This is a genomic window from Pedobacter sp. 05L430 (genome assembly GCF_056397585.1).
In genome coordinates this window covers 1-24,469 of the sequence record NZ_JBFTNT010000009.1, presented here as the reverse complement: position 1 = coordinate 24,469, position 24,469 = coordinate 1, and the positions used below count along the sequence as shown (strand labels likewise).

The window sequence follows — 24,469 nt, the reverse complement described above, 5'->3', positions numbered from 1 at the left end:
ACAATGCCAACCATTCAACAATTAGTTAGAAAAGGTAGAGTAGCACTGGAGTTCAAGAGTAAGTCTCCGGCGTTGGACAGCTGTCCACAGCGAAGAGGTGTATGTACACGTGTATATACCACTACCCCTAAAAAACCAAACTCAGCAATGCGTAAAGTTGCACGTGTACGTTTAACCAATGGTAAAGAGGTTAACGCTTACATCCCTGGAGAAGGTCACAATTTACAGGAGCACTCAATCGTATTGATACGTGGTGGACGTGTTAAAGATTTACCAGGTGTACGTTATCACATCATCCGTGGAGCATTAGATACTTCAGGAGTTGCTGGTCGTAACCAACGTCGTTCAAAATATGGTACTAAACGTCCTAAGCCAGGACAAGTAGCAGCGGCACCAACAAAAGGTAAAAAGAAATAATTAGGAGGAAAGAAAAATGAGAAAGTCAAAACCAAAAAAGAGAATTATCCTTCCTGATCCAAAATTTAACGATGTTCAGGTGACGAGATTTGTAAATAATATGATGTACGATGGAAAAAAATCTATCGCATATGATATTTTTTATGATGCTGTTGAATTAGCTGAGAAAAAAGCTGGTGAGAATGGTTTAGAAGTATGGAAACGTGCTTTAGCAAATGTAATGCCTGCAGTAGAGGTTAAGTCACGCCGTGTTGGTGGTGCTAACTTTCAGGTACCTACAGAAGTAAGACCAGACCGTAAGATTGCTTTAGGCATGAAATGGTTAATTTCTTACGCTCGTAAACGTGGTGAAAAAACCATGAAAGAAAAATTAGCAGGTGAAATTGTTTCAGCAGCTAAAGGTGAAGGTGCAGCAGTGAAAAAGAAAGAAGATACGCATAAAATGGCTGAGGCTAACAAAGCGTTCTCACATTTCCGTTTCTAATATTTGAAATTATTATAATGTCAAGAGATTTAAAATTTACTAGAAATATCGGGATCGCAGCTCACATTGATGCAGGTAAAACTACAACAACAGAGCGTATCCTTTATTATGCTGGGGTAAACCACAAGATTGGTGAGGTACACGAAGGTGCATCAACCATGGACTGGATGGTACAGGAAGCTGAACGCGGGATAACAATCACGTCTGCTGCAACAACTGTATTCTGGCCTTACCGTGGTAATAAATATCAGGTAAACGTTATCGATACTCCTGGACACGTGGATTTTACCGTAGAGGTAAACCGTTCATTGCGTGTACTTGACGGATTGGTGTTTTTATTTTCAGCAGTTGATGGTGTTGAGCCTCAATCTGAAACTAACTGGCGTTTAGCTAACAACTATGCAGTTCCTCGTATAGGTTTCGTTAATAAAATGGACCGTTCTGGAGCTGACTTCTTAAAAGTTGTTAAACAGGTTAAAGATATGTTGGGCAGTCATGCTGTTCCTTTGCAGTTACCAATCGGTGCTGAAGATAACTTTACTGGTGTTGTTGATTTGATCAATAACCGTGGTATTGTTTGGAATGAGCATGATAAAGGTATGACCTTTACTGAGGTTCCAATTCCTGCAGATATGGTTGATGAAGTTGCTGAATGGAGAGAGAATTTATTAGAAGCAGTTGCTGATTACGATGAGTCTTTGATGGAGAAATTCTTCGAAGATCCAAGTTCAATCACTGAGCGTGAGATTCTTGATGCATTGCGTAAAGCTACTTTAGATGCTAAAATCGTTCCTATGGTGTGTGGTTCATCTTTCAAAAATAAAGGTGTTCAAACCATGCTTGATTTGGTAATGGAATTATTGCCTTCGCCAATGGATGTGGATGGTATCACAGGTACTAACCCAGAAACTGGTCAGGAAGTAACTCGTCAGCCAGACATTAATGAGCCTTTTGCAGCTTTAGCATTTAAAATTGCAACGGATCCTTTCGTAGGTCGTTTGTGCTTTATCCGTGTTTATTCAGGTAACCTAGAAGCTGGTTCATACGTTTATAATGCACGTTCTGAAAACAAAGAGCGTATTTCTCGTATCTTCCAAATGCATGCTAACAAGCAAAATCCAATTCCTAATGTAGGTGCTGGTGATATTGCTGCGGTAGTAGGATTTAAAGATATCAAAACAGGTGATACACTTTGTGATGAGAAACATCCAATTGTTCTTGAATCAATGGATTTCCCAGAGCCGGTTATCGGTTTAGCAATTGAGCCTAAAACTCAGGCTGATATTGATAAATTAGGTATGGGCTTATCTAAATTAGCTGAAGAGGATCCTACCTTTAGAGTTCAAACTGATCAGGAAACTGGCCAGACTGTTATCTCTGGTATGGGTGAGCTTCACTTAGATATTTTGATCGATCGTTTAAAACGTGAGTTCAAAGTTGAGGTTAATCAAGGTGCACCACAAGTTGCTTACAAAGAAGCAATTAATGGAACTGTTCAACATCGTGAGACATATAAAAAACAATCTGGTGGTCGTGGTAAATTTGCGGACATCCAAGTTGTTATTTCTCCTATCGATGCTGATTGGGAAAAAGGTGGATTGCAGTTTGTTAACGAAATTACTGGTGGTTCAATTCCTCGTGAATTTATCCCATCTGTAGAAAAAGGATTTGCTGCATCTATGGCTAACGGAGTATTGGCTGGTTACCCACTACCAGACATGAAAGTTCGCTTAATTGATGGTTCATTCCACGCAGTCGATTCAGATGCTTTATCTTTTGAACTTGCAGCTAAAATGGCATATCGTGAGGCATTACCTAAATGTAACCCTGTGTTGATGGAGCCAATCATGAAAATCGAGATCCTTACTCCTGAAGAAAACATGGGAGATGTAATCGGTGATATGAACCGTCGTCGTGGTCAACTTTTAGGAATGGATACACGTAACGGTGCTCAAGTAATTAAAGCAACTGTACCTCTTTCTGAGATGTTTGGTTATGTAACTCAGTTACGTACTATTACTTCTGGTCGTGCAACCTCTACAATGGAGTTTGATCACTACGAGCCAGCTCCGAAAAACGTTCAGGACGAAGTAATTGCTAAATCAAAAGGCAGAATTAAATCTGTAGAATAAAAATAAATTGGCAGCCGGTTATTAATAGCTCTAACCGGCGCCTTAATTAAATAAATACCATGAGCCAAAGAATCAGAATTAAATTAAAATCTTACGATTACAACTTGGTAGATAAATCTGCTGAGAAAATCGTAAAGACTGTTAAACCTACGGGTGCAGTGGTTAGCGGACCGATTCCGTTGCCAACAGAAAAGAAAATATTCACAGTTTTGCGTTCACCACACGTGAACAAAAAAGCACGTGAGCAGTTTCAATTATGCGCATACAAACGTTTGTTAGACATTTATAGCTCTAACTCTAAAACAGTTGATGCTTTAATGAAACTTGAATTACCTAGCGGTGTTGAAGTAGAAATTAAAGTATAACTATACTTTAACGGTTAACAAAAAAGCCCTTGAAATTTATTTTCAAGGGCTTTTTTGTTATTGCAGCAAATTGTTTATTTACCGCGATTTTTAAGCTCGTCCAGTTTATTACGTTCATCCTGCAGTTCTCTGGCCAGCTTTTTCTCTTTATCATTAGCCTTAACTTTATAGTTTTGATATTCTTGTGATATCTCATCATATAAGGTGCTTCTGTATTTGGCTTCATGGATATGCTTAGCTGATCTTAATATGATAATAGCCAAAGCTGCGCCTAAGGCAATTATTAGGCCCCATACAACCAGGTTATAGTTTGATTTGGTAAAACCTATTCCAAGAAAGCTGATCTCATTTAACTTAGCATTGGAATTGGCAAGTGATGATTCTGTGCCAGAAATTTGCTTTTTTAGATCTGAGATCTCTTTTCCTTGATCCTCGATTTTTTTTCTTGTTATCACTAATTGTTTGCGATCTGTGTTTAAACTATCTCTCACATTTTGCCAGAATACCGATAACCTGGATGGATTTACTAATTTATAGCCATTTAAGGTTTTAGATTTTGACAGCAGAAGCTGGTACTGCCCCCTTAAAGAGGGATCAATTTTACTTGTATCCGCTTTTAACTGCGCTTGAGCCGTAAAATTAATTAATAGAATAGTGATGATTGGTAGTAAGATTTTTCTCATTGATGGTATTTTGTTTTTAAATATTGGTAGTTGTTTATTCAGTTTGCGGTTTCACAAGTGATTCACCCCTAATTTAACATTCATATTTTAATTTTATTGTGTTTTGTTTGGAGATAGTATATTTGCAGCAATGTCGGTATTACTATTTACAATTATTGTCTTGCTGGGAGCTTTCTTGGCCGGATTAGTTGGGTCTCTTACCGGCTTGGGGGGAGGGGTAATTATCATTCCATTGTTGACCCTGGTATTGGGTGTTGATATTCACTATGCAATAGGAGCTTCAATTATCTCCGTTATAGCTACCTCGTCAGGTTCTGCGGCTGCTTATGTAAAAGAGGGGATCACCAATATTCGAATTGGGATGTTCCTGGAGATTGCTACCACAATAAGCGCAATTATAGGTGCAGTTGTTACAGTATATATTAACCCCAGCTATATTGCAATAATTTTTGGTCTTATTCTGTTGTTCTCGGCGGTAATGATGATAAGGAAAAAAATTGACCATTCTGATAATGATACATCGGGGAGATTAGCAGTTTTTTTAAAATTGAACGGTACTTATCCGACAGAAAACGGTATGCAAAATTATGCAGTGCATAATGTGATTGGTGGTTTTTTGATGATGTTTGTTGCGGGTATAATTTCCGGATTGCTTGGAATTGGCTCCGGAGCACTAAAGGTTATTGCAATGGATAACATAATGCGTATCCCTTTTAAGGTATCTACTACTACAAGTAATTTCATGATGGGGGTTACTGCGGCGGCCAGTGCTATCGTATATTTACATAGAGGACAGATTGATCCGGGAATTGCGATGCCTGTGGCACTAGGTGTTTTAACAGGAGCAACGGTTGGCTCGAAAATATTGGTAAAGACTAAAACAGATAAACTTAAAATTATCTTTGCTGTTGTTGTTGCTTTTTTGGCGCTGCAAATGATTTATAATGGATTAACTGGTAGATTATGAGTGAAGAGAAGAACTTCTTTGCAGACAGGGATATTCAGATCATCCTTGGGACATTACTTAGGGTTGGTGTAATTGCTTCTATGACAGTGGTTTTTATAGGAGGTTTGGTGTACCTTGCCTTTAATCATTCTGAAATGGTAAACTATAGCCATTTTGATTCTGTTAAGGCCGGCTTCTCTACTGTATCAGATATTTTTATAGGATTGGGGCATTTAAAAGGGAGTGCTATTATTCAATTTGGAGTTCTCTTGCTGATATTTACACCAATCATGCGCGTGGTTTTTTCGATTTTTAGCTTCTTAATTGAGCGTGATTATTTATACGTTTTGATTGGAGCATTCGTTTTATGTGTAATTCTATTTAGTTTAAGTAATAAGTTGGTTGGGTAAATGTTGTTTTAATTGCACGTTACCGCATGTAATTATTTTTTTGCATTTATTTGAAAAAATAATGAGCTAACTATTTGAAAATTAAGATTTCTTTCTTATTTTTGCCCTCCCTTAATAGGGATGTGTATCCACCTTGAACGAAGCCCTACTGCTTCGATGGGTGTTAAATTAAAATAGAAAATGTCAGGTATTATTGGAAAAAAAGTAGGAATGACCAGCATTTTCGACGCCGAGGGAAAGAATATTCCTTGTACGGTGATCGAAGCTGGGCCTTGTGTAGTTACACAGGTAAAGACCGAAGAAAAAGACGGTTACGTTTCAGTTCAGTTGAGTTTCGACGAAGCTAAAGAAAAAAACACCACTCAGCCTCTAAAAGGGCACTTTGCGAAAGCAAACACCACTCCAAAACGTAAATTGGTTGAATTTGAGCCATTTGAAGAATCGTTAAATTTAGGTGATACTGTAACGGTAAACATCTTTAACGAAGGAGATTTTGTGGATGTAGTTGGTACATCAAAAGGTAAAGGTTTCCAAGGTGTTGTTAAACGCCATGGTTTCGGCGGTGTTGGTGGTCAAACTCACGGACAGCATAACAGAATGCGTGCGCCAGGTTCATTAGGTGCTGCTTCTTATCCTTCACGTGTATTTAAAGGCATGCGTATGGCGGGAAGAATGGGTGGAGATAGAGTAAAAGTTCAGAACTTACAAGTTTTGAAAGTTTATGCTGATCAAAATCTAGTTGTAGTTAGTGGTTCCGTACCAGGAGCTAAGGGTTCTTACGTAATCTTAGATAAGTAAGCAGATGGAAGTTAAAGTATTAAACATTTCAGGAAAAGAGACAGGTGCCAAGGTGCAGCTTCCTGAGTCGGTATTTGGCATAACGCCTGTTGACCACGCAATTTATTTAGATGTTAAACAGTATTTGGCTAATCAACGTCAAGGTACTCACAAGTCTAAACAACGTAATGAGATTGCAGGTTCAACCCGTAAATTATATAAACAAAAAGGTACTGGTGGTGCTCGTGCCGGAAGTATTAAATCTCCATTGTTTAATGGTGGTGGTCGTGTATTTGGTCCTCAACCACGCGATTATAGTTTTAAATTGAATAAGAAACTGAAAGTGTTGGCTCGTAAGTCTGCATTATCATACAAAGCACAAGATCAAAGTGTTGTGGTTTTAGAAGGTTTCACTTTTGATTCAATCAAAACTAAAAACTACTTGAACTTAGTTAGCGCATTAAATTTAGCTGGCGAAAAGACATTGTTGGTTTTACCTTCACAAAATAACAATATCTATTTATCAAGCAGAAACATTCAGAAAGCTAAAGTTATTACTGCAGATCAATTGAATACTTATGATGTATTAAATTGCGGTAAGCTTTTGTTGACGACTGAATCTCTTAAAACATTGGAGGAGGCATTTGCCAAGTAATATGGAACTTTTAAGAAAACCAATATTAACAGAAAAAGCTTCGGCATTAACAGAAAAATCTAACCGCTTTACTTTTCAAGTAGATCATAAAGCAAATAAATTGCAGATTAAGCAAGTTATTGAAAAGATGTATGGTGTTAACATTTTAGCTATCAATACAATGGTAGTAAATGGTAAACTTAAATCTAGAAATACTAAAGGTGGATTAGTTAGTGGTCGTACCCCGAAATATAAAAAAGCTATTGTAACCTTGAAAGCAGGTGAAACAATAGATTATTACGCGAATATTTAATAAGAATTGAATTATTTATAACTATGGGCTTAAGAAAATTTAAACCAGTTACTCCGGGAACCCGCTTTAGAGTTGGTGCCAGTTTTACGGAGATTACAGCAACCAAGCCCGAAAAATCATTGGTTGTATCTTCTAAGAAATCGGGAGGACGTAACAATACAGGAAAGATGACTATGCGCTACATGGGTGGTGGTCACAAAAAATCTTATCGTTTGATTGACTTTAAACGTGAGAAATTTGATATTCCTGCAACAGTAGCTACTGTTGAATACGATCCAAACCGTACCGCACGTATTGCACTATTACATTATGCAGACGGCGAGAAGCGTTACATTATTGCACCTGAAGGGTTGCAAGTAGGACAAACAGTAGTTTCGGGAGAAACAGCTACTCCAGAGGTAGGAAACACTCTTAAATTGGCCAATATTCCTTTGGGATCTATTGTGCACAATGTAGAGATTCATCCAGGCCGTGGAGCACAGTTAGCACGTAGTGCAGGTGCTTATGCACAATTAGCAGCTCGTGATGGTAAATATGCTACATTGAAAATGCCTTCAGGTGAGACAAGATTAATCTTGACTGCATGTTTGGCTACAATAGGAGCAGTTTCCAATTCAGATCATGCAAATGAGGTATTAGGTAAAGCAGGTCGCAGCCGCTGGTTGGGACGTCGTCCAAGAACACGTCCAGTAGCGATGAACCCAGTCGATCACCCTATGGGTGGTGGTGAGGGTCGCTCATCAGGAGGTCAGCCTCGCTCAAGGAACGGTATGTATGCTAAAGGCTTCAAAACCCGTACACTTAAAAAATACTCAAATCGTTTCATCATAGAGAAAAGGAAGAAATAATGGCTCGTTCGATAAAAAAAGGACCTTATATTGACCATAACGTAGAGAAGAAAGTAGTATCTATGAATGATTCAGGCAAGAAGTCTGTAATTAAAACTTGGTCACGCAGATCAATGATTTCACCAGATTTTGTGGGTCATACATTTGCAGTACACAACGGTAATAAATTTATACCGGTATACGTAACAGAAAACATGGTTGGTCATAAGCTGGGAGAGTTTGCTCCAACCAGAACATTTAGGGGTCACTCTGAAAAGAAAAAATAATTAAGAGATGGAAGCAGTAGCGAAATTAAACAATTGTCCAACCTCACCACGTAAAATGCGTTTGGTTGTAGATCTTATCAGAGGTGAGCGTGTTGAGAAAGCTTTACATATTTTAAAGTTTACCAATAAAGAAGCAGCAATAAGAGTTGAGAAACTATTATTATCGGCTATCAAAAACTGGGAAACTAAAAATGAAGGTTCTCGCCCTGAAGAAAACCAATTATACGTGAAAACGATAATGGTAGGCGGTGGTCGTCAGTTAAAAAGATTAAGACCAGCACCTCAAGGACGCGGTTACAGAATACGTAAACGTTCAAACCACGTAACTTTGATAGTAGATAGTAAAAACGTTGAAACTCAAACTAATTAACAGAAATGGGACAAAAAGCACATCCAATAGGTAACAGGTTAGGAATCATCAAAGGTTGGGATTCTAACTGGTTCGGTGGCAACAACTATGCTGATAAATTAGTTGAGGACGAAAAAATAAGAAAATACCTTTCTGCACGTATTGCAAAAGGCGGTGTAGCTAAAGTGGTAATAGAGCGTACGTTGAAACGTATCACTGTTACTATTCATACAGCTCGTCCGGGGATTGTGATCGGTAAAGCAGGACAGGAAGTTGACAAGATCAAAGAAGAGTTGAAAAAATTGACTAAGAAGGAAATTCAGATCAACATCTTTGAAATTAAACGTCCTGAGCTTGATGCACAATTAGTAGCAGAAGGTGTTGCAAAACAATTAGAAGCAAGGATTTCATTCCGTAGAGCAATGAAGTCTACTATCGCATCAACAATGCGTATGGGTGCTGAAGGTATCAAAATTATGACCTCTGGTCGTTTAGGTGGTGCTGAGATGGCTCGTAGCGAACAGTATAAAGAAGGAAGAATTCCTTTGCATACTTTCCGTGCAGACATTGATTATGCATTAGCAGAAGCTTTAACTACTTATGGTAAAATAGGTGTTAAAGTATGGATCTGTAAAGGTGAAGTTTACGGTAAACGTGATCTTTCTCCAAACATCGGTGCTACGAGCAATGCTCCAGGCAAAGGTGGAAGACCAGAAGGTGCTTTTGCAGGTGGTGGTAGAGACAGAGATAACCGTGGCGGTGGCGACAGAAGAAACGACAAAGGTCGTGGCGGAAGAGGTCCTGGTCAAGGCGGTCCTGGTGCAGGAAGAGATAATAGAGGCGGAAATACTCAGAATAGAGGTCCTCGTAAATAATTAGTTAACAGATCGTTTAACGATAATATTAAGATAAAATGTTACAGCCAAAAAGAACGAAGTTCAGAAAGATGCAAAAGGGCAGAATGAAAGGTTTAGCAACTCGTGGTGCTGAATTGTCATTCGGATCTTTCGGGATTAAATCTTTAGAGTCGACATGGATTACCAGTCGTCAGATAGAGGCAGCCCGTATTGCCGTGACTCGTTTCATGAAACGTGAAGGTCAGGTTTGGATTAGAATATTCCCGGACAAACCGGTAACTAAGAAACCAGCCGAAGTACGTATGGGTAAAGGTAAGGGTGCTCCGGAATACTGGGTAGCCGTAGTTAGACCAGGACGTATTATTTTTGAAGCCGAAGGAGTTCCTTTAGAAATTGCTAAAGAAGCTATGAGATTGGCAGCTCAAAAATTACCGATCCAAACAAAATTTGTAGTACGTAGAGATTACGTAGAGGCATAAGAAAAGTTATGGGTTGAATGTTGTAAGTAACTTGTTATTACAACCGCTAGGCCCACAACATAAAAATTAATAAAATGAAGAACTCAGAAATCACAGGGCTTTCACAAGAAGAACTAGTAGTCAGGATTGCAGAAGAAAAAGAAAACTTAGTAAAGTTAAAATTTGCGCATACAATTTCGGCTATAGAGAATCCTACCCGCATTAAAAAGGTAAGAAGAGATATCGCCCGATTAAATACTGAAGTGACTAAGCGTAAAGCTCAGTCAGCTAGTGAAACTAAATAACTTTAGAGTCGAAATGGAAAGACAATTAAGAAAAACAAGAACCGGGTTAGTGGTAAGCAACAAGATGGATAAATCTATTGTTGTAGCGGTAGAACGTAAAGTGAAACACCCGATCTATGGTAAGTTTGTTAAGAAAACTACCAAATTTATGGCTCATGACGAGAAAAACGATTGCGGTATTGGTGATACAGTACTGATCATGGAGACTCGTCCGCTGAGTAAAAACAAGAACTGGAGATTAGTGGAAATTTTAGAAAGGGCTAAATAACATGGTACAACAGGAATCAAGATTAAACGTAGCCGACAATAGCGGCGCAAAAGAAGTATTGGTTATCCGTGTCCTTGGTGGTACTGGAAAAAGATATGCTTCTATTGGTGACAAAATCGTTGTTACCGTTAAAAGTGCATTGCCTTCTGGAAACATCAAGAAAGGAACCGTTTCTAAAGCAGTTGTTGTAAGAACAAAGAAAGAGATCAGACGTAAAGATGGTTCTTACATCCGTTTCGACGACAATGCAGCAGTATTATTAAATGCACAAGATGAGCCGCGTGGTACACGTATTTTTGGCCCGGTAGCAAGAGAACTGCGTGAAAAACAATTCATGAAAATTGTATCATTAGCACCGGAGGTATTATAAAATGAAAAATAAAGTAACTACACCAAAAGTAAAAATCCGTAAAGGAGATTTAGTAAAGGTTATAGCTGGCGATTCAAAAGGCCAACAAGGTAAAGTTCTTTCAGTATTAATTACTAAAAGCAGAATCCTTGTAGAAGGTGTTAACCTTGTATCAAAACATACAAAACCAAATGCTGCTACCCCAAATGGTGGTATCATTAAAAAAGAAGCTGCTCTTCATATTTCTAACGTTGCGTTAATAGATCCTAAATCAGGTGACATAACACGCGTTGGCAGAAAGCTTAATGCTGATGGGAAATTAGTTAGGGTTAGTAAAAAATCAGGAGAGGAGATCAAATAATGGCTTACGTACCAAGATTAAAAAGTAAATATAAAGAGGAAATTGTAACTGCACTTAAAGATAAGTTCAATTATAAAAGCGTTATGCAAGTTCCTAAGTTAGAGAAAATCGCTATTAACCAAGGTGTTGGGCGTTTCTCTGTAACTGATAAGAAAATAATGGACAGCTCTATTTTGGAGATGACTACTATCTCTGGTCAGCAGGCAGTTGGAGCAAAATCTAAAAAAGATATCTCAAACTTTAAATTGCGTAAAGGTATGCCAGTAGGTGTACGTGTTACTTTGCGTGATAATAACATGTATGAGTTTTTAGATCGTTTAATTTCCGTAGCTTTGCCACGTATCCGTGATTTCAAAGGTATCAATGATAAAGGTTTTGATGGAAAAGGTAACTATACTTTAGGTATTACCGAACAAATCATCTTCCCAGAGATCAACATCGACAAAATCAGCAAGATTTTAGGTATGGACATTACTTTTGTAACTACTGCTACTACTGATGTTGAAGCATTGGAACTTTTAAAACAATTTGGATTACCGTTTAAAAATCAAAATACAAATCTATAATGGCAAAAGAAGGAGTAAAAGCTCGCGAAGTTAAGCGCCAGAAATTAGTAGCTAAGTATGCAGACAAACGTGCTGAACTTAAAGCTGCTGGTGATTATGAAGGATTAGATAAGTTACCAAAAAACTCATCTGCTGTACGTTTACACAATCGTTGTAAATTGACTGGACGTCCTCGTGGTTATATGCGTACTTTCGGTATATCAAGGGTACTTTTCCGCGATATGGCTTTAGCAGGTAAAATACCTGGAGTTAGAAAAGCAAGCTGGTAACACAGCTTCTTTGTACTTAAGGTATTTTCCTTGAGTAGAAAATAAATATTAACCGATGGCAGGTCGTCCCGAATAGGTCAGGAAGGAAACCACTATCACAACTATATAAAAAATGAATACAGATCCAATAGCAGATTATCTTACAAGGGTAAGAAATGCCATCAAGGCAAATCACAGAATTGTAGAGATTCCTGCATCAAACCTTAAAAAGGAAATTACTAAAGTACTTTTTGATAAAGGTTACATTGCCAATTACAAATTTGAGGATACTACTGCTCAAGGTACAATCAAGATAGCTTTAAAATATAACGCTATTACGAAAATACCTGCAATCCGTACATTAGTACGTATCAGTAAACCAGGTTTAAGGCAATATGCTGGCGTAGAGAATATGCCAAGAGTATTAAACGGTTTAGGTATCGCGATCTTATCTACATCTAARGGTGTWATGACTGATAAAGAAGCWGCYAAAYTAAACATTGGTGGCGAAGTTTTGTGTCACGTTTATTAATTAAAGGAGGATAGCAAAATGTCAAGAATAGGAAAAGCCCCAATTAGTATCCCTTCAGGTGTTACAATTACTGTATCTAAAGATAACGTAGTATCTGTTAAAGGCCCTAAAGGTGAATTAACTCAAGCAGTAGATTCAGATATCACAGTAAGTCAGGAAGATGGTGTATTAACTGTACAACGTCCCTCAGAACAAAAAAGACACAAAGCGTTACACGGTTTGTATCGTTCTTTGTTAAACAATATGGTTGTTGGTGTAACAGAAGGTTATAAAATTCAACAAGAATTAGTAGGTGTGGGTTACCGTGCTACTAACCAAGGAAATACTTTGKATCTTGTTTTAGGTTATTCTCACCACTATGTATTCCAATTACCGGAAGAAATTAAGGTAACGACAACTTCAGAAAAAGGTCAGACTCCAAAAATTATTTTGGAAAGTATTGATAAACAACTGATAGGACAAGTAGCAGCGAAAATCCGTTCGTTACGTGCACCAGAGCCATACAAAGGTAAAGGTATCAAGTTTGTAGGAGAAGTGTTAAGAAGAAAAGCAGGTAAATCAGCTTCTAAAAAATAATCATCATGGCAGGGAAAAAATTATCTCGTAGAGATCGTATAAAAAAAGGAATCAGAAAAAGATTAACAGGTTCTGAAAGCCGTCCACGTTTATCGGTTTATAGAAGCAATAAAGGAATTTATGCTCAAATCATTAACGACGTAACCGGTAGTACAATTGTATCAGCTTCATCTTTATCTAAAGATTTTTCAGGTACTGGAAACAAATCGGAGCAATCTGTAGCTGTAGGTAAATTAGTTGCAGAGAAAGCAATCGCAGCTGGTGTTAAAGAAGTTGTTTTCGATAGAAACGGCTACTTATACCATGGACGTATAAAATCGTTGGCAGAAGGTGCTCGCGAAGCTGGTTTAGTATTTTAATCTGAAAATAGGATAAGAATGTCRACTATCAATATAAAAAGAGTTAAGACTAGCGAAATCGAATTGAAAGATCGTTTAGTTAGCATACAGCGTGTAGCCAAAGTAACCAAAGGTGGTCGTACTTTCAGCTTCTCAGCAATCGTAGTTGTTGGAGATGAAAACGGAATCGTAGGTTACGGATTGGGTAAAGCTAAAGAGGTAACAGAAGCAATTGCAAAAGGCATCGATGATGCTAAAAAGAACTTGGTAAAAGTTCCTTTGTTAAATGGTACTGTTCCTCACGAGCAAATTGGTAAATTCTCAGGTGGTTTTGTTTTAATCAAACCAGCTGCAGTAGGTACCGGAGTAATTGCTGGTGGTGCAATGCGTGCTGTATTAGAGAGTGCCGGAGTACATAACGTATTGGCCAAATCAAAAGGTTCATCTAATCCACATAACGTGGTAAAAGCAACTGTTGATGCTTTAACTAAGATGCGTGATGCTTATACTGTAGCTCAGCAACGTGGTGTAGATTTAAATAAAGTTTTTAACGGATAATATTATGGCGAAGATCAAAATAACCCAGGTAAAAAGCATTATCGAYAGAAGCGARCGCCAAAAAAGAACSATGCAAGCTTTAGGTTTAACTAAAATGAACCAAAGTGTAGAAGTAGAAGCAACTGCTGCCATTATTGGAATGGTAAGAAAAGTTAATCACTTAATAGCTATCGAGAGTATATAATTATTTAAGGTTGCAGATGTGAGTTATATGACTACATTTGCAACCTTTGTATATTGTTTAACCGTTGTCCCTGATTAGTGAAAGCGAAGGGCAACACAATAAGTTTTAAAAATGAACTTAAGTAATTTAAAACCTGCAGCAGGTTCTACTAAAAATAGTAAGAGGATAGGTCGTGGTACTGGTTCTGGTCGTGGTGGTACTTCGACACGTGGACATAAAGGTGCTGGATCACGTTCAGGACATTCAACTAAGATTGGATTTGAAGGTGGTCAAATGCCGTTACAACGTCGTGTGCCTAAGGTAGGTTTCAAACCAATTAACCGTGTTGAATATGTAGGTGTAAACTTAGATGTTTTACAAGGTTTGGCTGAGAAGTTTAACTTAACAAGCATTGATTTTGCTATCTTGCAAGAACACGGATTGGCTTCAAAAAATGATCTGGTAAAAGTATTAGGTCGTGGTGAGGTTAAATCTAAATTAGAAGTTAAAGCACATGCTTTTTCTGCTACTGCACAAAAAGCTATTGAGGCTGTTGGAGGCTCAATCGAAAAATTGTAATTAATGAAGAAGCTGTTTACTACTTTAAGTAATATTTGGAAAATTCAAGAATTAAAAGAGCGTATAGTATTTACGCTCATGATTCTTTTGGTATATAGATTTGTATCGCATGTGGTTTTGCCAGGTGTTGATGCGACTCTTTTAGGCGATAATGAGAAGTCTGGCCTTTTGGGCCTTTTGGATATGTTCGCTGGGGGATCATTCTCCAGAGTATCTATTCTTGCTTTGGGAGTTATGCCTTATATTTCTGCATCAATTGTAGTTCAGCTATTAGGTATTGCTGTACCTTCGTTTCAGAAAATGCAAAAGGAAGGTGAAAGTGGAAGAAATAAACTGAATCAAATTACACGCTATCTAACTGTTGCTATTACAGCTGTACAAGCAGTTGGTTATGTAAAAACTCAGGTTCCGCCAGAGGCAATTATCATTAATCATACATTATTCTTTGTTCTGGCTACGTTTGTATTGGCCGCAGGTACATTATTTGTAATGTGGTTAGGAGAGAAAATTACTGATAAAGGTATCGGTAATGGTATCTCACTGATCATTATGGTTGGTATTATCGCTCGTTTACCTATCGCTTTACAACAAGAGATCAGCTCTAGATTTGTAGGTGATGGTGGACTTATCGCTTTGGTGATTGAGATAGTTGCACTTTTTGCAGTAGTTATGTTCACTATCATGATTGTACAGGGTGTACGTAAAGTACCAGTTCAATATGCCAAAAGAATTGTTGGTAACAGACAATTTGGTGGTGTAAGACAGTACATACCATTAAAGGTGAATGCTGCAGGTGTAATGCCAATCATTTTCGCTCAGGCATTAATGTTTATTCCGGCAACTTTAACGCAATTTTTTCCTTCACTACAAAATACATGGCTAATTCAGTTTAGTGATTATACTTCGTTAGCATATAGTTTAACATTTGCTTTTTTAATTATTGCATTTACGTTTTTCTATACCGCTATTACAGTTAATCCTACTCAGATGTCGGATGATATGAAAAAGAACGGTGGGTTCATTCCTGGTATTAAACCTGGATTGTCTACTTCATCTTTTATAGACGATGTGATCTCAAAGATTACCTTTCCGGGTGCTGTCTTTTTAGCTATCATCGCTATTCTTCCTTCAATCGCTGTTAAGTTTGGAATTAAATCTGAGTTCGCTCATTTCTATGGCGGTACTTCTTTGCTAATTCTTGTAGGTGTGGTTTTGGATACATTGCAACAGATCGAAAGTTATTTGTTAATGCGTCATTATGATGGATTGATGAAGACAGGTCGTGTTACTGGAAGAACAGGAATTCCAGCTGCTAGCGGAAGCAATGCAGTGATATAGTAGAAGAAAGAATGTCTAAGATCTATTATAAATCCCTCGAGGAGATAGAATTAATAAGAGAAAGCTCTTTGTTAGTGTCAAAAACACTAGCTGAAGTAGCAAAAGTTATTCAGCCAGGTGTTACAACCAAAAAGTTAGATCAGCTGGCTGAGACTTTTATTAAGGATCATGGCGCAATACCTGCTTTTTTGAATTATAACGGCTTTCCTTATTCGCTTTGTATTTCACCTAATGAACAAGTTGTTCATGGATTTCCGAGCGATTATGTGATTCAGGAAGGTGATCTTATCTCAGTGGATTGCGGGGTTATTAAAAACAACTACTTTGGTGATTCAGCATATACATTTTCAATTGGAGAAGTAAGTGCCGAGAAGAAGAAGTTGGTAGAAGTAACTCAGGAATGTTTACGACTGGCTGTAGAAAAGGCAGTTGTAGGTTCCAGAATTGGAGATATTGGTTTTGCTGTTCAGGACCTGGCAGAGAAGAATGGTTTTGGTGTAGTAAGAGAGCTGGTAGGGCACGGAGTAGGAGTTAAGTTGCATGAAAAGCCAGAGGTTCCTAACTACGGTAAACGTGGTAGCGGGATTAAACTGGAAGAGGGGATGGTTATAGCAATAGAACCAATGATAAATGCCGGCACAGCCGGAGTGAAGTTTTGGTCTGATGGCTGGACAGTAACCAGTAATGACAATAGACCTTCTGCACATTTTGAACATACAGTGGCTGTAAAAAAGGGAAAAGCAGATGTTTTATCAACCTTTTCTTTAATTGAAGAAGTTTTAATAGAAAAAAAGTAAATAATTAAAATTTTTTATTTAATTTTGCAACCCTGTTTAATAGCAGCTAATTAAGTAAAAATCAATATTATATGGCTAAACAAGCCTCAATTGAACAAGACGGTGTAATAAAAGAAGCATTATCGAATGCCATGTTCAGAGTTGAACTAGAGAATGGACATGAGATAATAGCTCATATTTCGGGGAAAATGAGGATGCACTACATCAAAATTTTACCCGGAGATAAAGTAAAATTAGAGATGTCGCCTTACGATTTATCAAAGGGCAGGATTACTTATAGATATAAATAAAATGAAAGTTAGGTCATCAATTAAAAAACGTAGTGCTGATTGCAAGGTTATTCGTCGTAAAGGTAAACTTTACGTTATAAACAAGAAAAACCCTAAGTTTAAGCAACGTCAAGGTTAAGAAATTATTGAAGTATGATTGGATTGAATGTACAGGTTACTCAATCTGTCGTTTAATCAAATAATCAAACATTTAGTACAAATATGGCAAGGATATCAGGTATTGATTTACCAAGAAACAAAAGAGGCGAAATTGGATTAACTTATATCTTCGGAATAGGTAGATCAACTGCACAACGTATATTAACTGAAGCAGGTATCGATTTAAGCAAAAAAGTACAGGACTGGTCTGATGATGAATTATCAGCAATCCGTACCATTATAAACGACGGCGTAAAAGTTGAAGGAGCTTTACGTTCAGAGGTTCAATTAAACATCAAACGTTTAATGGACATTGGTTGTTACCGTGGTTTACGTCACAGAAAAGGTTTACCTGTGCGTGGTCAGCGTACTAAAAACAACTCTCGTACACGTAAAGGCAAGAGAAAAACAGTTGCGAACAAGAAAAAAGCTACTAAATAAAAATTAGTACTGAATAATAATTATGGCTAAGAGTAAAAAAGTTACCAAAAAGCGTATTGTTGTTATTGAGCCTGTTGGTCAGGCGCACATCAATGCTACTTTTAACAATATCATTGTTACCCTAACAAATAACAACGGTCAAACTATTTCATGGTCTTCTGCAGGTAAAATGGGATTTAAGGGTTCTAAAAAGAACACTCCATATGCAGCAGGTCAAGCTGCATCTGATTGCGGTAAAGTAGCATTTGATTTAGGTCTACGTAAAGTAGAAGTTTTTGTTAAAGGTCCAGGTTCAGGTCGTGAGTCTGCAATTAGAACATTGCAGGTTTCAGGTATCGAAGTAACCTCTATCAAAGATATTACGCCGCTTCCACACAATGGATGTCGTCCTCCTAAGAAGAGAAGAGTTTAATTTATTAATTTTTAAAGCTAAGAGTCTGCAGCTTCAGGTTGCATGATACTTTAAAACAAAAAGCAATGGCAAGATATACAGGACCGAAGTCCAAAATCGCGCGTAAATTCAGAGAGCCAATTTTTGGCCCTGATAAAGTATTAGATAGAAAAAATTATCCTCCTGGGCAACACGGTGCCTCAAAAAGAAGAGGAAAACAATCTGAATACGCAGTTCAATTAATGGAAAAGCAAAAAGTTAAATATACTTATGGTGTATTGGAGCGTCAGTTCCGTAACTTGTTTACCAAAGCGTCTTCTCGTGAAGGAATTACAGGTGATAACTTATTGCAATTATTAGAGGCTCGTTTAGATAATACAGTATACAGATTAGGTATTGCTACTACACGTTCAGCTGCTCGTCAGTTAGTTAGCCATAAACACGTAACAGTTAACGGTGAAGTAGTAAATATCCCTTCATATCAATTAAAAGCTGGAGATGTTGTTGCAGTTCGCGAGAAATCAAAAACATTAGAAGCAATCACTAATTCTGTAGCAGGAAGAGTAATCAATAAATTCAATTGGTTAGATTGGAATGCGAATGAGTTAACTGGTAAATTTTTAGCTTATCCTAATCGTGATGAGATACCAGAAAACATCAAAGAAAACCTTATAGTAGAGTTATACTCTAAGTAATATATTTAATTAATTGCCTACGGGCAATTAATTTTTTACGTTGCATAATTTTAATAACGATCTAAAAACATTATAAATGGCAATTTTAGCATTTCAGAAACCCGATAAGGTAATCATGCAGAAATCAACTGATTTCGATGGTATATTTGAATTTCGTCCTTTAGAGCCCGGTTTCGGTGTAACAATTGGTAATGCCTTAAGAAGAATATTACTTTCTTCTTTAGAAGGTTATGCCATTACAAGTATTCGTTTTTCTGGCGTATCTCATGAGTTTTCTACAATGAAAGGTGTTGTAGAGGATTTGACTGAAATTATCCTTAATTTAAAACAAGTGCGTTTTAAAAAAGTAGGTGATTCAGGTGATTCTGAGAAGGTTTTTATTGTAGTAAATGGCCAGGAGCAATTTGCTGCAGGAGACATTACTAAATTCTCTAATAACTTTGAGGTTCTTAATCCAGATTTCGTTATCTGTAACATGGAGAAATCTGTTACTTTAGAGGTGGAATTGACCATTAATAAAGGACGTGGTTATGTACCAGCAGAAGAGAATAAAATTAATGATGCTGTAGTTGGAGTTATAGCGATAGATTCGATTTTCACTCCAATGAAAAATGTAAAATATACGATTGAAAACTATCGTGTTGAACAAAAAACAGATTACGAAAAATTAATACTAGATATCTCTACTGATGGATCTATCCATCCTGAAGAGGCGCTAAAAGAAGCTGCTAAGATTTTAATCCAGCACTTTATGTTGTTCTCTGATGAGAATTTRGTATTAGAATCTCAAGCTAAAGAAGAAACTAAAGAAGTTGATGAGGAAATCTTGCATATGCGTAAGATCCTGAAAACTGAATTAGTTGATTTAGACTTATCAGTTCGTGCATTGAACTGCTTAAAAGCAGCTGATATTCGTACTTTAGCTGATTTGGTTTCTTATGATGTTGCTGATATGTTAAAATTCAGAAACTTCGGTAAAAAATCTTTAACAGAGATACAAGAGCTTGTTAAATCTAAGAGTTTATCTTTTGGAATGAACTTGTCTAAGTTCAAATTGGACGAGGAATAATAAGCTAAAAGCATAAATTATATATTGTTAATAGTGTATAATTCCCTCAGATTAATTTCATAGAGACGGTATACACTGAATAAATTTAAAAATGAGACACGGTAGAAAAGTAAATCACTTAGGAAGAACAGATTCACATCGTAAGGCGATGTTGGCTAACATGGCTTCATCGTTAATTAAACATAAGAGAATCTCGACAACTTTAGCAAAAGCAAAAGCTTTGCGTATGTATGTTGAACCTCTTATTACAAAATCAAAAACTGATACTACGCACTCTCGTCGTATTGTTTTCGGTTACTTACAAGATAAAGAAACTGTTACTGAATTGTTCCGTGATGTTGCGGCTAAAGTTGCWARCCGTCCAGGTGGTTACACTMGKATCATTAARTTAAACAAYCGTYTAGGTGATAAYGCTGAAATGGCGTTAATCGAACTAGTTGATTATAACGAAGTGTACGGTAAAGAAGCAGATTCAGCTGAAAAGAAAACTACTCGTCGTGGTAGAAGCAAAGCTAAAAAATCTGATGCTCCTGCAGCAAAAACAGAAGAAGTTAAAGCCGAAGAGGTTAAGGCCGAAGAAGTTGTAGAAGAAGCACCAGCTGCTGAAGAAACAAAAGAAGATAAAGGAGAATAATATTCCCTAGTCAGAATATAAGAGTCGGTTCAATTTGAGCCGACTTTTTTTTTGCTTTTCAAAACCTATCTTTGTACTGTAATAATATTTCATGTCGAATCAACTTAGTATCCAGCTATTTCTGGATCAATTATCAGAAAGTATTTCATTAAATCTATTTCTAAAAGCGTCTTTAGGGAATTACCATGGAAATGAAAAAGAACTTAAGAATATCTATGTTCGAAGAGTAAAGATTAAGCGAGTTGAGATGCTTTCTTTTAATTATCGTTATAAAACCCGTGATATATTTAAGAACCTAAGCATACAGGATGGCACTGATCTAATTAAGAATTTGATTAGTAATGATTTTAGAATCTGCACCCTTTTCACCACAAATAAAGAAGTAATTATAGAGCATGGGAAAAAGGGAACCATTTCTTTAAGAGAAAGACAAAATGCTTCTAATATTAAACCGAGTTTGTCTCATGATAAAGAGAAGAAGAGAATTATAAAGCCAGCAGGAAAAACTTATTTACAAGAGCTAAAGGTTACTGATCAGGAGGGGAATGTATTCAAAAATTCTCAGGATAAGTACAGACAGATTAATCAGTATATTGAAATTTTAAGTTCTTTGATTAAAGAACTGCCAGATGCTAAGGTCCGAAATGTTGTGGACATGGGGTCGGGTAAGGGGTATCTTACTTTTGCCCTTTATGATTATTTACATAATGTACTTAATCAAAATGTGAATATGGTAGGCGTTGAATTTAGAGAAGACATGGTACAGCTCTGCAATAGCATTGCTGAAAAATCGAACTTTAATCAATTGCGGTTTGTAGAGGGCACCATTGATAATTATAATACTGATTCAATTGATTTGTTAATTGCCTTACATGCTTGTGATACGGCTACTGATGATGCGATCTATAAAGGAATTAAGACTAATGCAGAATTAATTGTTGTTGCACCTTGCTGTCATAAGCAGATCAGAAGAGAAATGGAAAAAGGTAAAACTAAAAACGATGTTTCTTTTTTAACTAAATATGGAATATTCATGGAGCGCCAGGCAGAAATGATAACTGACGGGATCAGGGCACTGGTACTGGAGTATTTTGGTTATAAAACTAAAATATTCGAATTCATTTCGGATGTTCATACTCCAAAAAATGTTTTGGTTGTTGGTATAAAAGGAGAGATTGCTAAGAGTAGAAAAACCGAAATACTAGCTCAGATACAGCAGACTAAGAGTTATTTCGGAATTGGTTACCATCATTTGGAAAGACTCTTGAAAGACGAAATGTAACAGCATTCTGTCATACTGTCACATTTTTATGATGTAATTCGGACAATTTTATATTGAAAATCTTACAGAAAAACTATTTTTTCTGCCAAAACCCTATTGGCACATTGCTTGTTGAACAGATGTAAATAATAAGATTCATAAACATAAACATAGATAAAATAGCATGTCAAAAATTATTGGTATAGACTTAGGAACAACAAACTCTTGCGTAGCCGTAATGGAAGGTAACGAACCTGTAGTTATAGCCAACAGCGAGGGTAAACGCACTACACCTTCYATTGTTGCTTTTGCAGAAAATGGTGAGCGTAAAGTAGGCGAGCCGGCAAAGCGTCAGGCAATTACTAACCCAACAAAAACAATATCTTCAATAAAGCGCTTTATGGGAAGCAGCTTTGCTGAAGTTTCTAAAGAATCATCACGTGTACCTTATAAGGTAGTTAAAGGTGATAACAATACTCCAAGGGTTGAAATTGACGACCGTAAATATACACCACAAGAAATTTCTGCGATGATTTTGCAGAAAATGAAAAAAACTGCAGAAGATTTCTTAGGTCATGAAGTAACTGAAGCGGTTATTACTGTTCCTGCTTATTTTAATGACGCTCAACGTCAGGCAACAAAAGAAGCTGGAGAAATTGCAGGTTTAACTGTTAAACGTATTATTAACGAGCCAACTGCAGCTGCTTTAGCTTATGGATTAGATAAAGCACACAAGGATATGAAAATTGTTGTGTTTGACTGCGGTGGTGGTACTCATGACGTTTCTGTATTAGAATTAGGTGATGGTGTATTTGAAGTAAAATCTACAGATGGTGATACTCACCTAGGTGGTGATGACTTTGATCATATCATTATCGAGTGGTTAGCTGCTGAATTTAAAAATGAAAACGGCATGGATCTTCACCAGGATCCAATGGCTTTACAACGTCTTAAAGAAGCTGCTGAAAAAGCCAAAATTGAGCTTTCAAGCACAACTTCAACTGAGATCAACTTGCCATACATCACTGCTGATGCAACAGGACCTAAGCACTTGGTAAGAACATTAACCCGTGCTAAATTCGAGCAATTGGCTGGTGATTTAATTAAACGTACAATTGATCCTTGTAAATCAGCTTTGAAAAATGCAGGTTTAAAAACAAGTGATATCGATGAGATTATATTAGTTGGTGGTTCTACACGTATTCCAGCTATCCAGGAAGCAGTAAAAGCTTTCTTTGGTAAAGAACCATCTAAAGGTGTAAACCCTGATGAGGTAGTAGCTATTGGTGCTGCAATTCAAGGTGGTGTTTTAACCGGAGAAGTTAAAGATGTATTGTTATTAGATGTAACACCTCTTTCTTTAGGTATTGAAACAATGGGTGGTGTAATGACTAAATTAATTGAAGCTAACACAACCATACCTTCTAAAAAAGCAGAAACTTTCTCTACAGCAGCTGATAATCAACCTTCAGTAGAGATCCATATTTTACAAGGAGAGCGTCCTATGGCAGCTCAAAACCGTACTATTGGTCGTTTTATATTAGATGGTATTCCGCCAGCACCTCGTGGAGTTCCTCAAGTTGAAGTAGCATTTGATATTGATGCAAATGGTATCTTGCATGTAAGTGCTAAAGATAAAGCAACCGGTAAAGAGCAAAAGATTCGTATTGAGGCTTCTTCAGGTTTAACTGATGAAGAGATCAAAAGAATGAAAGATGAAGCTGAGAAAAATGCAGAAGCTGATAAAACTGCTAAAGAAGAAGCAGAAAAAATCAACGGTGCTGATGCTTTAATTTTCTCAACTGAGAAACAATTAAAAGAATTTGGAGAAAAACTATCTGCTGATAAAAAAGCTCCTATTGAAGAAGGTTTGAAAAAACTTAAAGATGCACATGCTGCAAGAAACTTTGCTGATATTGACACAGCACAAGCAGAATTGCAAAATGCGTGGAATGCAGCTTCAGAAGAGATGTATAAATCAGGACAAGACGGTGCACAACCTGAAGGAGCTCAAGCTCAGGATGGCGCTCAGTCAGCTGATGGTGGCGATAACGTTACTGATGTTGATTTTGAAGAAGTAAAAGACGATAAAAAATAGTCTTTTAAGCAATAAAAAGCCCCTTGATAATTTATCAAGGGGCTTTTTTATTGCTTAGCTAGTTCCAAAGATTCTCAGGATAAGTCCCATCTTTTACTAACTGATCTATACATTCCTGTACAAAAGGCTTATCTTCTTTATAAGTTACTCCAAACCACTGGCTATCTGTAGGTATAACTTTGAAAGAGGCTGCACCACTTTTTACAAGATTTTCGCCAATCAAAGGGATAAAGAACTCAGCTTTTGGTTTGTCTTTATTTTCTAAAGCAAATACTCTAAATAAGTCTTCAGTTAATTTAAAAACAGCTGGAGTAAAGCCCCAGAAGTTCATTGAAACCGGGGTGTTATATTCTAAAGGATATTCAGAACCATTTTCTTCATATACAATTCCACCATCTTTTTTATAAACCTGAGTACGTTCAGTAATCTCTTCAAGGAATCCAGCATCATTGGTTTTGCAAACCCCACGAGATACAGATCCAAAGTCAGATAGTGTTTTCCCAATTTGATAGCCAACAATAGAATAGTTGCTGTC

At 37.0% G+C, this 24,469-nt stretch carries 38 protein-coding genes and 1 pseudogene; 37 read left to right on the top strand and 2 right to left on the bottom strand.

What is annotated here, in order from left to right; all coding sequences use genetic code 11:
* The first annotated feature begins 3 nt into the window (after positions 1-3).
* From rpsL to rpsJ, 4 genes are read left to right on the top strand one after another with little or no spacing between them, the layout of a single operon-like run.
* Complete coding sequence (gene rpsL / locus AC1DG9_RS04205; RefSeq protein ID WP_008244597.1) at positions 4-417, top strand: 30S ribosomal protein S12; 414 nt, start codon at positions 4-6, stop codon at positions 415-417.
* Positions 418-433: 16 nt separating this feature from the next.
* Positions 434-901 carry a 30S ribosomal protein S7 gene (gene rpsG, locus AC1DG9_RS04200; RefSeq protein WP_048907451.1) on the top strand — a complete coding sequence of 156 codons (468 nt, stop codon included), beginning with the start codon at positions 434-436 and terminating at the stop codon, positions 899-901.
* Between the two features lie 17 nt (positions 902-918).
* Positions 919-3,033: an elongation factor G gene (gene fusA, locus AC1DG9_RS04195; protein ID WP_048907450.1), complete on the top strand. Its 2,115-nt coding sequence runs from the start codon at positions 919-921 to the stop codon at positions 3,031-3,033.
* Between the two features lie 59 nt (positions 3,034-3,092).
* Positions 3,093-3,398 carry a 30S ribosomal protein S10 gene (gene rpsJ, locus AC1DG9_RS04190; protein ID WP_008244591.1) on the top strand — a complete coding sequence of 102 codons (306 nt, stop codon included), beginning with the start codon at positions 3,093-3,095 and terminating at the stop codon, positions 3,396-3,398.
* A 74-nt stretch (positions 3,399-3,472) separates the two neighbouring features.
* On the opposite strand, the gene AC1DG9_RS04185 is transcribed toward rpsJ, so the two are convergent.
* A complete protein-coding gene (locus AC1DG9_RS04185) occupies positions 3,473-4,081 on the bottom strand; it encodes a hypothetical protein (protein WP_172661519.1) in 609 nt (202 codons plus the stop codon).
* A gap of 130 nt (positions 4,082-4,211) precedes the next feature.
* On the opposite strand from AC1DG9_RS04185, the gene AC1DG9_RS04180 reads away from it, so the two are divergent.
* The 33 genes from AC1DG9_RS04180 to dnaK all read left to right on the top strand — a co-directional run bounded on the left by AC1DG9_RS04180 (position 4,212) and on the right by dnaK (position 23,934).
* A complete protein-coding gene (locus AC1DG9_RS04180) occupies positions 4,212-5,048 on the top strand; it encodes a sulfite exporter TauE/SafE family protein (protein ID WP_172661518.1) in 837 nt (278 codons plus the stop codon).
* The gene (locus tag AC1DG9_RS04175) at positions 5,045-5,437 is read left to right on the top strand and encodes a DUF1634 domain-containing protein (RefSeq protein WP_337717214.1); all 393 of its coding nucleotides are present in this window, start codon (positions 5,045-5,047) and stop codon (positions 5,435-5,437) included. Before AC1DG9_RS04180 ends, AC1DG9_RS04175 begins: the two co-directional genes overlap by 4 nt.
* A gap of 180 nt (positions 5,438-5,617) precedes the next feature.
* Positions 5,618-6,235: a 50S ribosomal protein L3 gene (gene rplC, locus AC1DG9_RS04170; RefSeq protein WP_048907446.1), complete on the top strand. Its 618-nt coding sequence runs from the start codon at positions 5,618-5,620 to the stop codon at positions 6,233-6,235.
* A 4-nt stretch (positions 6,236-6,239) separates the two neighbouring features.
* On the top strand, positions 6,240-6,869 hold the full coding sequence (gene rplD, locus AC1DG9_RS04165; protein WP_048907445.1) for a 50S ribosomal protein L4: 630 nt from the start codon (positions 6,240-6,242) through the stop codon (positions 6,867-6,869).
* Between the two features lies 1 nt (position 6,870).
* Positions 6,871-7,161: a 50S ribosomal protein L23 gene (gene rplW / locus AC1DG9_RS04160; protein ID WP_172661516.1), complete on the top strand. Its 291-nt coding sequence runs from the start codon at positions 6,871-6,873 to the stop codon at positions 7,159-7,161.
* Positions 7,162-7,184: 23 nt separating this feature from the next.
* A complete protein-coding gene (rplB, locus tag AC1DG9_RS04155; RefSeq protein WP_048907443.1) occupies positions 7,185-8,009 on the top strand; it encodes a 50S ribosomal protein L2 in 825 nt (274 codons plus the stop codon).
* Positions 8,009-8,275 carry a 30S ribosomal protein S19 gene (gene rpsS / locus AC1DG9_RS04150; RefSeq protein ID WP_008244581.1) on the top strand — a complete coding sequence of 89 codons (267 nt, stop codon included), beginning with the start codon at positions 8,009-8,011 and terminating at the stop codon, positions 8,273-8,275. The genes rplB and rpsS overlap by 1 nt, the downstream gene beginning before the upstream one ends.
* Positions 8,276-8,282: 7 nt before the next feature.
* The gene (gene rplV, locus AC1DG9_RS04145; RefSeq protein WP_037442604.1) at positions 8,283-8,645 is read left to right on the top strand and encodes a 50S ribosomal protein L22; all 363 of its coding nucleotides are present in this window, start codon (positions 8,283-8,285) and stop codon (positions 8,643-8,645) included.
* Between the two features lie 5 nt (positions 8,646-8,650).
* Complete coding sequence (gene rpsC / locus AC1DG9_RS04140; protein WP_048907442.1) at positions 8,651-9,499, top strand: 30S ribosomal protein S3; 849 nt, start codon at positions 8,651-8,653, stop codon at positions 9,497-9,499.
* 38 nt (positions 9,500-9,537) lie between these two features.
* Complete coding sequence (gene rplP, locus AC1DG9_RS04135) at positions 9,538-9,960, top strand: 50S ribosomal protein L16 (RefSeq protein ID WP_008244578.1); 423 nt, start codon at positions 9,538-9,540, stop codon at positions 9,958-9,960.
* 74 nt (positions 9,961-10,034) lie between these two features.
* Positions 10,035-10,244, top strand: a complete 210-nt coding sequence (gene rpmC, locus AC1DG9_RS04130; RefSeq protein ID WP_172661515.1) for a 50S ribosomal protein L29 — start codon at positions 10,035-10,037, stop codon at positions 10,242-10,244.
* 13 nt (positions 10,245-10,257) lie between these two features.
* Positions 10,258-10,512: a 30S ribosomal protein S17 gene (gene rpsQ, locus AC1DG9_RS04125; protein ID WP_048907439.1), complete on the top strand. Its 255-nt coding sequence runs from the start codon at positions 10,258-10,260 to the stop codon at positions 10,510-10,512.
* Between the two features lies 1 nt (position 10,513).
* Positions 10,514-10,882 (top strand): 50S ribosomal protein L14, encoded by a 369-nt coding sequence (rplN, locus tag AC1DG9_RS04120; protein ID WP_008244575.1) that lies wholly within the window; start codon positions 10,514-10,516, stop codon positions 10,880-10,882.
* A gap of 1 nt (position 10,883) precedes the next feature.
* The gene (rplX, locus tag AC1DG9_RS04115; RefSeq protein ID WP_048907438.1) at positions 10,884-11,222 is read left to right on the top strand and encodes a 50S ribosomal protein L24; all 339 of its coding nucleotides are present in this window, start codon (positions 10,884-10,886) and stop codon (positions 11,220-11,222) included.
* Positions 11,222-11,788: a 50S ribosomal protein L5 gene (gene rplE / locus AC1DG9_RS04110; protein WP_288882897.1), complete on the top strand. Its 567-nt coding sequence runs from the start codon at positions 11,222-11,224 to the stop codon at positions 11,786-11,788. Before rplX ends, rplE begins: the two co-directional genes overlap by 1 nt.
* Positions 11,788-12,057, top strand: a complete 270-nt coding sequence (gene rpsN, locus AC1DG9_RS04105) for a 30S ribosomal protein S14 (protein WP_048907436.1) — start codon at positions 11,788-11,790, stop codon at positions 12,055-12,057. Before rplE ends, rpsN begins: the two co-directional genes overlap by 1 nt.
* A gap of 112 nt (positions 12,058-12,169) precedes the next feature.
* Positions 12,170-12,568, top strand: a complete 399-nt coding sequence (rpsH, locus tag AC1DG9_RS04100; RefSeq protein ID WP_048907435.1) for a 30S ribosomal protein S8 — start codon at positions 12,170-12,172, stop codon at positions 12,566-12,568.
* An 18-nt stretch (positions 12,569-12,586) separates the two neighbouring features.
* Positions 12,587-13,144 (top strand): 50S ribosomal protein L6, encoded by a 558-nt coding sequence (rplF, locus tag AC1DG9_RS04095; RefSeq protein WP_477634329.1) that lies wholly within the window; start codon positions 12,587-12,589, stop codon positions 13,142-13,144.
* Positions 13,145-13,149: 5 nt separating this feature from the next.
* The gene (gene rplR / locus AC1DG9_RS04090) at positions 13,150-13,503 is read left to right on the top strand and encodes a 50S ribosomal protein L18 (RefSeq protein ID WP_048907433.1); all 354 of its coding nucleotides are present in this window, start codon (positions 13,150-13,152) and stop codon (positions 13,501-13,503) included.
* Positions 13,504-13,521: 18 nt separating this feature from the next.
* On the top strand, positions 13,522-14,040 hold the full coding sequence (gene rpsE, locus AC1DG9_RS04085) for a 30S ribosomal protein S5 (protein ID WP_008244566.1): 519 nt from the start codon (positions 13,522-13,524) through the stop codon (positions 14,038-14,040).
* 4 nt (positions 14,041-14,044) lie between these two features.
* Positions 14,045-14,224 carry a 50S ribosomal protein L30 gene (gene rpmD / locus AC1DG9_RS04080; protein WP_048907432.1) on the top strand — a complete coding sequence of 60 codons (180 nt, stop codon included), beginning with the start codon at positions 14,045-14,047 and terminating at the stop codon, positions 14,222-14,224.
* Positions 14,225-14,335: 111 nt separating this feature from the next.
* Positions 14,336-14,782 (top strand): 50S ribosomal protein L15, encoded by a 447-nt coding sequence (rplO, locus tag AC1DG9_RS04075; RefSeq protein WP_048907431.1) that lies wholly within the window; start codon positions 14,336-14,338, stop codon positions 14,780-14,782.
* Between the two features lie 3 nt (positions 14,783-14,785).
* Positions 14,786-16,120, top strand: coding sequence for a preprotein translocase subunit SecY (gene secY / locus AC1DG9_RS04070; protein WP_048907430.1), 1,335 nt, complete (start codon positions 14,786-14,788; stop codon positions 16,118-16,120).
* Positions 16,121-16,131: 11 nt separating this feature from the next.
* The gene (gene map, locus AC1DG9_RS04065; protein ID WP_172661513.1) at positions 16,132-16,917 is read left to right on the top strand and encodes a type I methionyl aminopeptidase; all 786 of its coding nucleotides are present in this window, start codon (positions 16,132-16,134) and stop codon (positions 16,915-16,917) included.
* Between the two features lie 71 nt (positions 16,918-16,988).
* Positions 16,989-17,207 carry a translation initiation factor IF-1 gene (gene infA / locus AC1DG9_RS04060; RefSeq protein WP_048907428.1) on the top strand — a complete coding sequence of 73 codons (219 nt, stop codon included), beginning with the start codon at positions 16,989-16,991 and terminating at the stop codon, positions 17,205-17,207.
* 1 nt (position 17,208) lies between these two features.
* A complete protein-coding gene (gene ykgO, locus AC1DG9_RS04055) occupies positions 17,209-17,325 on the top strand; it encodes a type B 50S ribosomal protein L36 (protein WP_008244551.1) in 117 nt (38 codons plus the stop codon).
* A gap of 83 nt (positions 17,326-17,408) precedes the next feature.
* Positions 17,409-17,786 (top strand): 30S ribosomal protein S13, encoded by a 378-nt coding sequence (gene rpsM / locus AC1DG9_RS04050; protein WP_048907427.1) that lies wholly within the window; start codon positions 17,409-17,411, stop codon positions 17,784-17,786.
* A 22-nt stretch (positions 17,787-17,808) separates the two neighbouring features.
* Positions 17,809-18,198 (top strand): 30S ribosomal protein S11, encoded by a 390-nt coding sequence (gene rpsK, locus AC1DG9_RS04045; RefSeq protein ID WP_048907426.1) that lies wholly within the window; start codon positions 17,809-17,811, stop codon positions 18,196-18,198.
* Between the two features lie 65 nt (positions 18,199-18,263).
* The gene (gene rpsD / locus AC1DG9_RS04040) at positions 18,264-18,872 is read left to right on the top strand and encodes a 30S ribosomal protein S4 (RefSeq protein ID WP_048907704.1); all 609 of its coding nucleotides are present in this window, start codon (positions 18,264-18,266) and stop codon (positions 18,870-18,872) included.
* 76 nt (positions 18,873-18,948) lie between these two features.
* Complete coding sequence (locus AC1DG9_RS04035) at positions 18,949-19,941, top strand: DNA-directed RNA polymerase subunit alpha (RefSeq protein ID WP_048907425.1); 993 nt, start codon at positions 18,949-18,951, stop codon at positions 19,939-19,941.
* A gap of 91 nt (positions 19,942-20,032) precedes the next feature.
* The gene (gene rplQ / locus AC1DG9_RS04030; RefSeq protein WP_477634328.1) at positions 20,033-20,575 is read left to right on the top strand and encodes a 50S ribosomal protein L17; all 543 of its coding nucleotides are present in this window, start codon (positions 20,033-20,035) and stop codon (positions 20,573-20,575) included.
* 91 nt (positions 20,576-20,666) lie between these two features.
* On the top strand, positions 20,667-21,857 hold the full coding sequence (locus tag AC1DG9_RS04025; protein ID WP_337717212.1) for a class I SAM-dependent methyltransferase: 1,191 nt from the start codon (positions 20,667-20,669) through the stop codon (positions 21,855-21,857).
* Positions 21,858-22,020: 163 nt separating this feature from the next.
* Entirely contained in the window at positions 22,021-23,934 is a 1,914-nt protein-coding gene (dnaK, locus tag AC1DG9_RS04020) for a molecular chaperone DnaK (protein WP_172661510.1), read from the top strand.
* A gap of 58 nt (positions 23,935-23,992) precedes the next feature.
* Here dnaK and AC1DG9_RS04015 read toward each other — a convergent pair.
* Positions 23,993-24,469: pseudogene (locus AC1DG9_RS04015) on the bottom strand (nucleotidyltransferase); the annotation flags it as partial.

Coding starts and splice junctions, on each gene's coding strand:
- rpsL (WP_008244597.1), top strand. CDS start 4: ATGCCAACCATTCAACAATTAGTTAGAAAAGGTAGAGTAGCACTGGAG.
- rpsG (WP_048907451.1), top strand. CDS start 434: ATGAGAAAGTCAAAACCAAAAAAGAGAATTATCCTTCCTGATCCAAAA.
- fusA (WP_048907450.1), top strand. CDS start 919: ATGTCAAGAGATTTAAAATTTACTAGAAATATCGGGATCGCAGCTCAC.
- rpsJ (WP_008244591.1), top strand. CDS start 3,093: ATGAGCCAAAGAATCAGAATTAAATTAAAATCTTACGATTACAACTTG.
- AC1DG9_RS04185 (WP_172661519.1), bottom strand. CDS start 4,081: ATGAGAAAAATCTTACTACCAATCATCACTATTCTATTAATTAATTTT.
- AC1DG9_RS04180 (WP_172661518.1), top strand. CDS start 4,212: ATGTCGGTATTACTATTTACAATTATTGTCTTGCTGGGAGCTTTCTTG.
- AC1DG9_RS04175 (WP_337717214.1), top strand. CDS start 5,045: ATGAGTGAAGAGAAGAACTTCTTTGCAGACAGGGATATTCAGATCATC.
- rplC (WP_048907446.1), top strand. CDS start 5,618: ATGTCAGGTATTATTGGAAAAAAAGTAGGAATGACCAGCATTTTCGAC.
- rplD (WP_048907445.1), top strand. CDS start 6,240: ATGGAAGTTAAAGTATTAAACATTTCAGGAAAAGAGACAGGTGCCAAG.
- rplW (WP_172661516.1), top strand. CDS start 6,871: ATGGAACTTTTAAGAAAACCAATATTAACAGAAAAAGCTTCGGCATTA.
- rplB (WP_048907443.1), top strand. CDS start 7,185: ATGGGCTTAAGAAAATTTAAACCAGTTACTCCGGGAACCCGCTTTAGA.
- rpsS (WP_008244581.1), top strand. CDS start 8,009: ATGGCTCGTTCGATAAAAAAAGGACCTTATATTGACCATAACGTAGAG.
- rplV (WP_037442604.1), top strand. CDS start 8,283: ATGGAAGCAGTAGCGAAATTAAACAATTGTCCAACCTCACCACGTAAA.
- rpsC (WP_048907442.1), top strand. CDS start 8,651: ATGGGACAAAAAGCACATCCAATAGGTAACAGGTTAGGAATCATCAAA.
- rplP (WP_008244578.1), top strand. CDS start 9,538: ATGTTACAGCCAAAAAGAACGAAGTTCAGAAAGATGCAAAAGGGCAGA.
- rpmC (WP_172661515.1), top strand. CDS start 10,035: ATGAAGAACTCAGAAATCACAGGGCTTTCACAAGAAGAACTAGTAGTC.
- rpsQ (WP_048907439.1), top strand. CDS start 10,258: ATGGAAAGACAATTAAGAAAAACAAGAACCGGGTTAGTGGTAAGCAAC.
- rplN (WP_008244575.1), top strand. CDS start 10,514: ATGGTACAACAGGAATCAAGATTAAACGTAGCCGACAATAGCGGCGCA.
- rplX (WP_048907438.1), top strand. CDS start 10,884: ATGAAAAATAAAGTAACTACACCAAAAGTAAAAATCCGTAAAGGAGAT.
- rplE (WP_288882897.1), top strand. CDS start 11,222: ATGGCTTACGTACCAAGATTAAAAAGTAAATATAAAGAGGAAATTGTA.
- rpsN (WP_048907436.1), top strand. CDS start 11,788: ATGGCAAAAGAAGGAGTAAAAGCTCGCGAAGTTAAGCGCCAGAAATTA.
- rplR (WP_048907433.1), top strand. CDS start 13,150: ATGGCAGGGAAAAAATTATCTCGTAGAGATCGTATAAAAAAAGGAATC.
- rplO (WP_048907431.1), top strand. CDS start 14,336: ATGAACTTAAGTAATTTAAAACCTGCAGCAGGTTCTACTAAAAATAGT.
- secY (WP_048907430.1), top strand. CDS start 14,786: ATGAAGAAGCTGTTTACTACTTTAAGTAATATTTGGAAAATTCAAGAA.
- map (WP_172661513.1), top strand. CDS start 16,132: ATGTCTAAGATCTATTATAAATCCCTCGAGGAGATAGAATTAATAAGA.
- infA (WP_048907428.1), top strand. CDS start 16,989: ATGGCTAAACAAGCCTCAATTGAACAAGACGGTGTAATAAAAGAAGCA.
- ykgO (WP_008244551.1), top strand. CDS start 17,209: ATGAAAGTTAGGTCATCAATTAAAAAACGTAGTGCTGATTGCAAGGTT.
- rpsM (WP_048907427.1), top strand. CDS start 17,409: ATGGCAAGGATATCAGGTATTGATTTACCAAGAAACAAAAGAGGCGAA.
- rpsK (WP_048907426.1), top strand. CDS start 17,809: ATGGCTAAGAGTAAAAAAGTTACCAAAAAGCGTATTGTTGTTATTGAG.
- rpsD (WP_048907704.1), top strand. CDS start 18,264: ATGGCAAGATATACAGGACCGAAGTCCAAAATCGCGCGTAAATTCAGA.
- AC1DG9_RS04025 (WP_337717212.1), top strand. CDS start 20,667: ATGTCGAATCAACTTAGTATCCAGCTATTTCTGGATCAATTATCAGAA.